Annotated in this window: 11 protein-coding genes; 4 read left to right on the top strand and 7 right to left on the bottom strand. The window is 71.2% G+C overall.

What is annotated here, in order from left to right; all coding sequences use genetic code 11:
* Positions 1–179 precede the first annotated feature (179 nt).
* Positions 180–497, top strand: coding sequence for a DUF3817 domain-containing protein (locus D7W81_RS37350; protein ID WP_120560142.1), 318 nt, complete (start codon positions 180–182; stop codon positions 495–497).
* 1 nt (position 498) lies between these two features.
* Here the strand turns inward: D7W81_RS37350 and D7W81_RS37345 are convergent, their stop codons facing one another.
* A complete protein-coding gene (locus D7W81_RS37345) occupies positions 499–951 on the bottom strand; it encodes a hypothetical protein (RefSeq protein ID WP_147445758.1) in 453 nt (150 codons plus the stop codon).
* Positions 952–1,101: 150 nt separating this feature from the next.
* Here D7W81_RS37345 and D7W81_RS37340 point away from each other — a divergent pair, with 150 nt between their 5' ends.
* On the top strand, positions 1,102–1,911 hold the full coding sequence (locus tag D7W81_RS37340) for a Uma2 family endonuclease (RefSeq protein WP_120560140.1): 810 nt from the start codon (positions 1,102–1,104) through the stop codon (positions 1,909–1,911).
* Here the strand turns inward: D7W81_RS37340 and D7W81_RS43125 are convergent.
* The 4 genes from D7W81_RS43125 to rsfS form a co-directional block, all read right to left on the bottom strand.
* Positions 1,898–2,599, bottom strand: coding sequence for a ComF family protein (locus tag D7W81_RS43125; protein ID WP_208721618.1), 702 nt, complete (start codon positions 2,597–2,599; stop codon positions 1,898–1,900). The genes D7W81_RS37340 and D7W81_RS43125 overlap by 14 nt on opposite strands.
* A 57-nt stretch (positions 2,600–2,656) precedes the next feature.
* Entirely contained in the window at positions 2,657–3,802 is a 1,146-nt protein-coding gene (locus tag D7W81_RS37325; protein ID WP_120560139.1) for an RNA ligase RtcB family protein, read from the bottom strand.
* 91 nt (positions 3,803–3,893) lie between these two features.
* Positions 3,894–4,358: a 23S rRNA (pseudouridine(1915)-N(3))-methyltransferase RlmH gene (locus tag D7W81_RS37320; protein ID WP_120560138.1), complete on the bottom strand. Its 465-nt coding sequence runs from the start codon at positions 4,356–4,358 to the stop codon at positions 3,894–3,896.
* A 4-nt stretch (positions 4,359–4,362) separates the two neighbouring features.
* The gene (gene rsfS / locus D7W81_RS37315) at positions 4,363–4,908 is read right to left on the bottom strand and encodes a ribosome silencing factor (protein ID WP_208721616.1); all 546 of its coding nucleotides are present in this window, start codon (positions 4,906–4,908) and stop codon (positions 4,363–4,365) included.
* Positions 4,909–4,969: 61 nt separating this feature from the next.
* Here rsfS and D7W81_RS37310 point away from each other — a divergent pair, with 61 nt between their 5' ends.
* Positions 4,970–5,284 carry a tetratricopeptide repeat protein gene (locus tag D7W81_RS37310; RefSeq protein ID WP_120560137.1) on the top strand — a complete coding sequence of 105 codons (315 nt, stop codon included), beginning with the start codon at positions 4,970–4,972 and terminating at the stop codon, positions 5,282–5,284.
* A 13-nt stretch (positions 5,285–5,297) separates the two neighbouring features.
* Here the strand turns inward: D7W81_RS37310 and D7W81_RS37305 are convergent, their stop codons facing one another.
* A complete protein-coding gene (locus tag D7W81_RS37305) occupies positions 5,298–6,353 on the bottom strand; it encodes a hypothetical protein (protein WP_120560136.1) in 1,056 nt (351 codons plus the stop codon).
* 136 nt (positions 6,354–6,489) lie between these two features.
* On the opposite strand from D7W81_RS37305, the gene D7W81_RS37300 reads away from it, so the two are divergent.
* Positions 6,490–7,032, top strand: a complete 543-nt coding sequence (locus tag D7W81_RS37300) for a hypothetical protein (protein ID WP_208721614.1) — start codon at positions 6,490–6,492, stop codon at positions 7,030–7,032.
* Between the two features lie 24 nt (positions 7,033–7,056).
* On the opposite strand, the gene D7W81_RS37295 is transcribed toward D7W81_RS37300, so the two are convergent.
* On the bottom strand, positions 7,057–8,097 hold the full coding sequence (locus D7W81_RS37295; protein ID WP_120560135.1) for a coiled-coil domain-containing protein: 1,041 nt from the start codon (positions 8,095–8,097) through the stop codon (positions 7,057–7,059).
* Positions 8,098–8,205: the final 108 nt, after the last annotated feature.

Here is an 8,205-nt window from a genome sequence, read left to right as displayed (position 1 = left end):
GCGCAGGGGATAACAGCCTCCGGGGGTGGACGGGGAGAGGAAGGCGCCGGGCGTGATGCGCCCGACATCCGCTGCGTGGCTCGGACGCCATGACGTCAGGCCGGACCTGGAGCGGGCAAGCCCGGTGGCTTCAGCCGCGTGCCTTGACGGCGAGCAGGGGGCGGAGGAGAGAGGACGTCATGCTGAAGACCGCCCTGGGACGTTTCCGCGCCGTTGCCTTCTGGGAAGGCCTGTCCTTCCTGGTGCTGCTGCTCATCGCCATGCCGCTGAAGTACGTGCTGCACATGCCCCTGGGCGTGCGCGTGGTGGGCATGGCGCACGGCCTGCTGTTCGTGGCGTACCTCTACACGCTGATGATGGCGGCCATCGAATACCGCTGGGGCGTGAAGCGGATCACCGTGGCCTTCGTGGTCTCGCTCGTGCCGGGCGGGACGTTCTGGCTGGATGGCCAGCTGCGCGGTGAGGCGCTCGCGCTGGAGACGGTGAAGACGCGCTGATTCACCACTTGTCGATCATGAGCGGCAGCACGACCATCAGCATTCCCCAGAGGAACGGAGGGGCGTTGAGCACGATGCCGATGACGGCGGGCACGACGACCCGGGGCCTGCGGCGGCCCTTTTCCCGGATGAGCGCCACGACGCCACAGGCCAGGCCCAGCGTGAAGCCGACCAGGAAGATGATCAGCCACAGTGCGTCCCTGTCCGTCCTGCGCGCCAGGTAGATTCCCGCGGAGGTGAGGAAGGCGATCAACCAGCTGAACTGGGCCAGGTATTCGCCCAGGGGGGACTGGTTGCTGGGAACGATGGCGCCCGTCGCCAGCAGGTGCTGCCGGCACGTCTGGCAATGCGCGGGCTCGCTGTCCGGAGCCACGCACGTGCGGCACATGAAGGCACCGCAGCGCGAGCACTCCTCCGTCGCGACCCTGGAATGCGGGCCACATCGTGGCTGCACGTTCGACTCGTTGTCAGGAGTAGGGACCGGTGTGGATGTCATTCGTCGCGAAGCATAGACGGCGGTCCAGGAGTTCCTTGGCGTGTTGCTTGCTCAAGCCTCGCGCGGGGGCGATTGACCATGGGGCCTACCCGACGCAGGCTTGAGGTCATGGGACGTCATACCGACAAGGTTGGAGACGCCTTCCCCCGGGCGCCTTCTCAGGAAGAGTGGGAGCGGATGGGGCAGGAGGAGCGGGACCAGGTGGTGGCGGCACTGCCGGGTGAGGTGACGTACGAAGAGATGGCGATGCCCGAGGGGGACCGCCACCAGGAACCCAAGGTGCTCGCGCGCGAGGCACTCAAGGGGTACTTCAAACGCCGTGGACGCAAGGCCTACGTGGGCGCGGAATTGCCTGTGTATTACCCGGCGGAGCGGCGCTTCGCGCCAGATCTGTTGGTCGTGCTGGACGCGGAGAATCATCGCAGGAACAAGTGGATGGTCAGCCACGAGGGACACGGTCTCGACTGGGTGATGGAGATCCACGTCGGCGGCGACCGGAAGAAGGATGCCGAGTTCAACGTGAGCCGGTATGCCCGTCTGGGAATCCCCGAGTACTTCATCTTCGATGGGGGACGGCTGTCGCTGGAGGGCTACCGGCTGACGACACCGGATGCGCGCGTCTACACGCGGATGGAGTCCCTGAACGGGCGTTATGTCTCGGAGGTTCTGGGACTCGAGCTCCAGGTCGAGGGCGAGGATGTGCGCTTCTGGGCGGGCAACGCGCCACTGCTGGACTCAGAAGAGTTCATCGAACGGCTGGAGGACCAGACGATGATTCTGCAACGCCGTGCCCAGGAAGAATCCCGGCGTGCGGACGAAGAATCCCGGCGTGCGGACGAAGAATCCCGGCGTGCAAACGAGGCCGAGCGCCGTTCCAAGGAACTCGAGGCCGAACTCGCCCGGCTCAAGCGAGGGTGAACGCCCTCGCCAACGTCAGCACCTCCACCCGCGTGGCCCCCGCGTTCCTCAATGCGACCGCGGCGGCCCGCGCGGTGGACCCCGTGGTGAAGACGTCGTCCAGGAGCAACACCTCCTGCCCCTTCACCGCGCGCGACGCCACGAACGCTCCCGCCACGTTGCCCGCGCGCTCCACTTCACTCAGCCCCACCTGTCGGCGCGTCTCCCGCGTGCGCGTAAGCCAACCCGCCGGCGCGGTCCTTCCCGTGGCCTTCGCCAGCTCTCCCGCCAGCAGGTGCGCCTGGTCGTACTGCCGCTTCCGGAAGCGCCTCGCATGCAGCGGCAACGCGACCACGCACGCTGGCGCGGTCCTCAGGAATCGCCGCGCCTCGTCCGCGAGCAGCACGCCCAGCGGCGCCGCGAGATCCGGATGGTCCTCGTACTTGAACCGGTGGATGGCCCGCGCCACCGGCCCCTCGTGCGCGAATGGCGCCCAGGCCCGGCTGAATGGCGGCGGCACCGTCCGGCAGCGGGGACAGGTGTTCCCCGGGAACGCGCCGGGCTCCGCGCACGTGCGGCACACCACCGGCGGCAATCGCTCCAGCGCCGTGTCACACGGCTCGCAGAACACCGCGCCCACGCCCGGCAGCACCTTCGCGCAGGCCAGACACATGGGCGGATAGATCAAATCCAGCAGGGCCTTCCACATCACCGGGACTCCCAGGGGCAGCGCATCGTCGCGCTCCTCGTGCCAGCCCCGTGCCGCTCACTCCGCCGTGCGGCCCCGCGTCTTGTACGTGAGCACCGGCGCCAGCGTCGCCACCACCCGCACCAGCCCCGCCTCCACCAGGTCCGTCACCACGCGGTCGATGGCCTTGTACGCCGGCGGTGCCTCCTCGAAGAGCAGGTCCCGGTCCTCACACACGACGTGACTCTTGAACGACGTGCGCGTCAGCGACTCCGCCGTGAAGCGCTCCTTCAGCCGCTCCCGCGCCGCCGTCCGCGTCCACTTGCGTCCCGCGCCGTGCGCCAGGCTGTACGCGCTCTGCTCGCCCGTGCCCACCGGCAACACCAGGTAGCTCAACGCCCCACGGCTGCCGGGAATCACCACCGGCCCTTCATCCCAGGGCGCCGCGCCCTTCCGGTGCAACCACCCCACGCGTCCGCCCTCATGCCGCGCGGTGACGCTGTTGTGGCACACGTCCAGCACCCGCCGGCCCGTCGCGCCAATCCCCTCCAGCGCCCGCTGAGCCACCAGCGCCCGGTTCGCCTTCGCCCACAGCACCGCGCCGTCGTGCCGCGCGAGGTACGCGCGCGCCTCCTCCGACTCCGCCGCCAGCCCTCCCGCCGCGTGCCGGTCCACGTGCCGGCGCAGGATGGACTCCCCCAACCCACGCGACCCCGAGTGCACGAGCAGCAGCAACCGCTCCTCCCGCAGGCCCAGCGCCTCGAAGACGCGCGCGTCGTGCACCTCCTCCACCCGCTGCACCTCCGCGAAGTGGTTGCCGCCGCCCACCGTGCCCAGCGCGGACTCGAAGCCCGTGCTGCTCGCGCCCTGCTCCGCGAGGACCGCGTCCGTGTCACCCTCCCACGGCCCCTCCAGGTCCAGCTTCGCCGCCCACCGCTCCGCCTTCGCCTTGCGCGCCAGCAGATCCACGTCCCACAAGCCCATGCCACAGCCGATGTCGCTGCCCACGAGGTAGGGATACAAGAAGCCCTCGGACTCGAAGGCCGCGCCCACCGGGGCGCCCTTGCCGGGATGCAGGTCCGGCAGTCCCACCGCCAGCCGCATTCCGGGCAGGCGCGCCACCGCCTCCAGCTGGCGGACGGCCTCGCCCTCCACCCAGGACTGGGGCGAGGCGATGATGCGCACGGTCGTGGCCGTGGAGGTTTCAGAAGAAGGCGTGTTCATGATGGGCGCTCCCGACGCGGAGTCTTCGCGCGCCCTGACGCCCCGGGCTCTGGAGCCCTGGGCGCCCCGGGAGGCCCGGCTGCCCGGCGGCCTACTTGTGGTAGGGCTCGCCCTTCAGGATGGTGAACGCGCGGTAGAGCTGCTCGATGAGCACCACCCGCGCCAGCCGGTGGGGCAGCGTCATCCGCGACAGCGACATCACCTGGTGCGCCGCGCCGCGCACCGAGTCATCCAGTCCCTCGTCCCCGCCAATGACGAAGAGCAGGTCCTTCGCGCCCGTCTGCGCCTTGGCGACGTAGCGGCTGAGCTCCACGGAATCCAGCAGGGTGCCGCGCTCGTCCAGCGCCACCACCCAGTCCTGCGGCTTGCGCTTGCCGAGGATGGCGGCGGCCTCCGCGGACTTCGCCTCGCCGGGCTTGAGCTTGCGGCCCGACGCTTCTGTCAGCTCCAACAGCTCGAAGCGCGTGTAGTGCTCGAGCCGCCGCGCGTACTCCTGCACGGCGGGCTCGAACAGCCCGGAGCGGTCCTTGCCGATGGAGAGGAGGCGGACCTTCACGGCCTTAGGACAGCTTCACCCGGGGCGCGTCCGCCCACAGCCCGTCCAGGTCGTAGAAGGCGCGCACCTCGCCGTTGAACAGGTGGGCCACGACGTCGTCGTAGTCCAGCAGCACCCACTGGCCCGTCTCCAGGCCTTCGGTGCTGATGGGGCGCAGGGGCTGCTGCTCCTGCTTGAGCTGCACCTGGACGTTCTCCGCCATGGCGCTCACCTGACGGTCGCTCTCGCCGGAGGCGATGACGATGTAGTCCGCGTAGGACGTCATCCCGCGCATGTCGAGGATGACGACGTCCGTGGCCTTCTTGTCCAGCAGCAGGTCGCCGATGCGGCGCGCCAGCTCGCGCGCCTTCGCGTTCTCCGCGGGCTTGGGCAACGGCGGCGGCGGGGCGGCCTTCGGGGCCTTCTTGCGCGCGGCGGCGGTCTTCTTGCGCGGCGGCGGACGCAGGCTGCTCTTCGCCTTCTTCGCGGCGGGCTTCTTGCGGGCCGGAGCCCGGGTGCCGGTCTTCGCCTTCGCCTTCTTGGATGCAGGGGTCTTCTTCTTCGTGGCCATGTGGCGGATACCCTATCGCACCCTTGGCAAGCTTCCAGCGCTCCTCTAATGGGTTCCGTCCATGAGCGACGCCCGCCTGGAGCAGTTCAAGAAGATGGTGGCCCAGTTCCCTGACGCCCCCATGGCCTGGTTCTCCCTGGGGAAGCTCCACCTGGAACGCAAGGAATACGACAGCGCCATCCAGAGCCTGGAGTCCGCCGTCCGCCTGGACCCGAAGTACGCCGCCGCCCTGGTTTCCCTGGGGGATGCCTACGCGGGGGCCGGCCAGACGCAGAAGGCGAAGGAGGTGCTCACCACCGCCCGGGACCACGCGCTCGCCCAGCAGCACCCCAGCCTGGCGGAAGAAATCGACGAGCGCATCGCCGACCTGGACTGACGGACTCGCGTTCCTAGTCCTGGTCACGCCAGGTGAAGCCCACGCCGAACACCTGGCGCGTGTAGCGCAGGTCGTTGCGCGGCAGGCGCGTGCTCCAGAGGCCCCAGGACACCTCCAGGTCCACGCGGGCGGAGACGGGCCGGGCCAGCTTGAGGGACAGCGAGTTCTGCCCCTCGTCCTCCTCCACCAGGACAATTTCTGGCGACAGGAAGATGCCGTCCGGGTAGCGCGCCAGGCCCAGCGTGCCCTGCGCCAGCAGCGTCACCCGCCAGGGCAGCCGCACGCCGGCGCTGCCGGTGAGCCGGTGGCGCAGCGCCGTCTCCCCGAAGCTGTTGGAGCTGACCTCCTGGAAGGCATACGTGAGCGACAGCTTCACCGGCCCCCGGTACGTGTAGCCCGCCCCCGCCACCAGCGCGCCGTCCTGCCGCCGTCCGGGGGACGTGCTGACGCCCGGGAAGGGCCGGGCGAAGGGGCCGTAGCGGCGCGAGCCCCACTCTCCAAACACGCTCAGCGTATGGCGTGGGGTCAGCCGGTAGCGGCCCAGCACGCCCACCTCCGGGCCGCCGAAGTCCGCCGTGTGGTCCGGGCGGTACACGAAGCGGCGCGCGCCCAGGCGCATGCGCAGGGCCAGGCGCACGTCCGGGGCGTACTCGGCGAAGAGGCTGGCGCCCAGGTCCGAGTACGCGCGGCTGCCGCCCCGCCGGTCCTTGGCGTGCCCTTCGGCGCCCACGCCCCACTCGGTGCCCAGGGCGAGCGAGCCCTCCAGCGCGCCCGCCTGCACCAGCGTGTCCTCGTTGCCGTAGTCCACGTACTTGCGCGCGCCCAGCTCGTACCGGCCCACCACCTGGGAGCGCTCTCCGGTGCCCCGGCCCTCCGCCACGCCCAGGGCGCTCAGCGCCAGGTCCGTGCCGGGGCCGTGCGTGACGCCGTCGGAGAAGTCACGCGGGGCGTTGCTGTCCACGAGCAGCCGGCCGGTGCCCCGGAGCGAGCCCTGCCACTCGGCCGCGCGCGCACCTGGGCCCCAGGGCAACGCGAGGGCGAAGAGGAGCGGGAGGAGGCGGCGGTCCAAGGCGCGCGCACCATACTCCGGCCCGAGGGCCTACCCCACCCTCGCAAGTGCCCGCCCCGTCCGAGTCGTGCCTGGGACACCCGGGGTGCGCCCGCGGTCGGTGACGCCACACCCGGCCGCCCGGTACATTGCGGCCATGTCTTACGCGTCCTTCCTCGCGGTGGCGGCCGGCCTGTCGCTCACCGCCTGCTCCTCGGCGTCCTTCATCACGGAGGTCCAGGGCGAGGCGACGGTGCCCGCGGGCCCCTCCGGCACCCCCACGCTCCTCAACGCCTTTCCCGCCATCAGCAGCTTCTCCGCGCTGGACTTCAACGAGAACCAGGACTTCAAGAACCGCGACGTCACCAAGGACGAGGTGACGCGCGTGCAGGTGAAGTCGATGACGCTCAAGGTCCTGAGCCCCAACGACCAGGACTTCGGCTTCCTGGACTCACTGGAGGCCGTGGCCCGCGCGGGCAACTCCGAGTCGCGCTTCGCGTCGCGTGACGGCATCGCCAGGCTGGGCCTGAATCCACCCAATCCCACGCTGTCGCTCAAGGAGGACGGGGGCCTGGACCTGAGGCCCTACGTGGCCGCGCCCAGCATGGCCATCATCCTGCGCGGCTCGGGGCGCCTGCCGGAGCGCGAGGTGCGCGTGCAGGCCACGGTGGTGCTGGAGGTGGAGGGCGGCCTGCTGTAGCGGCCACCCCCCCCGCTGCTTCTTTCAGGGCGCCAGCGTCTTCGCGCGGCGCTCCAGCGTCCCCGCGCGTCCGTCCAGTTCGCGCGCCAGGGACTCCAGCCGCGCGGCTTCCTGCTCCAGCGAGGAGAGGTCCTCCAGGCCGCCCGCGGCCAGCGCCTGGGCGCGCACCGGGTCCACCTGGGGCCTGCGGTCGCTGGCGGTGACGGACGGCGTCAGTCCTCCCGCGGTGGGGGTGCCGGTCTCCGTCCCGGGCACGGGGTCCGAGTAGGTCGGCGTCTCCGCCATGTCGCCCGCGGTCAGCCCCGGCGTCCCGCCACCGCCCCGCTGGGTGGGCGCCACCTGCAGGCCCCGGTCGCCCGCTGTGCGCATGCGCAGGCGGCGGTCCTGGTCGTCGAACATGGACTCCTCGCCCAGGAAGTCGTTCATGCGGCGGTCCAGGTCGCGCTCCTCGCGCACCTCGGTGATGCGCGCCTTCAGGGCCGTCAGCCGCTGGCGCACCTTGTCCTGGGTGTCGCGCAGTGCGTCCGCCTGCGCGAGCAGGTCCTCCGGGTCGTCCCCGCGCGCCGCGCCATCCAGCGCCGGCACCTGTGAGGCGGGCAGCGCGGCGCGCACGGCCTCGCGCTCGACGCGCACGGACCGCATCTGTTCCACCAGCCGCGCCCGCTCCGCCCGGTCCGTCGTCGCGTCCCACGCCGCGCGCAGCCGCGTCAGCTCCCCGGACAGCGCGCCGTGCAGCGCCAGGTGCGCGCGCTCCACCTCGCCGTCCGCGCCGGACGCCGACTGCGCCAGCCCCGTGAGCTCCCCGCTCAGCTCCTGCGAGCGGCGCAGCGCGGACTCCAGCTCACCGCCCGGCGTGAGCTTCCCCTGGCGCTGGGCCTTGAGGGACTCGATGCGCGCGGCCAGCCCGTTGAGCTCGTCGCGCAGCCCCTGCTGCCGGGTGCGCAGCGTGCGTGCCTCCGTGCGCGCTGCCTGGGCCTTCGCGCGCGCCTGCTCCAGGCCGGACGTCGCCCCGGCGGGAGCGGCCACGAACAGGCACAGGAGGAGGGGGAGGGCACGCAACGTCATCGGGGGGACACCGTCAGCAAGGCGGATGCCAGTTCCTTCCTCCTACTCCGTTCCCGGGCCCGGCGGAAAGCGCCGTGGTTCCGGGCACCTGCGCGGGCAGGGTGGGGT

The organism is Corallococcus aberystwythensis (assembly GCF_003612165.1).
GTDB classification, from domain to species: Bacteria; Myxococcota; Myxococcia; order Myxococcales; family Myxococcaceae; genus Corallococcus; species Corallococcus aberystwythensis.
This window is presented reverse-complemented; position numbering and strand designations above follow the sequence as displayed.

Bases quoted from the DNA above. Each gene is read 5' to 3' on its own strand.
- D7W81_RS37340 (WP_120560140.1), top strand. From the start codon at position 1,102: ATGGGACGTCATACCGACAAGGTTGGAGACGCCTTCCCCCGGGCGCCT.
- D7W81_RS43125 (WP_208721618.1), bottom strand. From the start codon at position 2,599: ATGTGGAAGGCCCTGCTGGATTTGATCTATCCGCCCATGTGTCTGGCC.
- D7W81_RS37295 (WP_120560135.1), bottom strand. From the start codon at position 8,097: ATGACGTTGCGTGCCCTCCCCCTCCTCCTGTGCCTGTTCGTGGCCGCT.
- D7W81_RS37310 (WP_120560137.1), top strand. From the start codon at position 4,970: ATGAGCGACGCCCGCCTGGAGCAGTTCAAGAAGATGGTGGCCCAGTTC.
- D7W81_RS37350 (WP_120560142.1), top strand. From the start codon at position 180: ATGCTGAAGACCGCCCTGGGACGTTTCCGCGCCGTTGCCTTCTGGGAA.
- D7W81_RS37300 (WP_208721614.1), top strand. From the start codon at position 6,490: ATGTCTTACGCGTCCTTCCTCGCGGTGGCGGCCGGCCTGTCGCTCACC.
- rsfS (WP_208721616.1), bottom strand. From the start codon at position 4,908: ATGGCCACGAAGAAGAAGACCCCTGCATCCAAGAAGGCGAAGGCGAAG.
- D7W81_RS37325 (WP_120560139.1), bottom strand. From the start codon at position 3,802: ATGAACACGCCTTCTTCTGAAACCTCCACGGCCACGACCGTGCGCATC.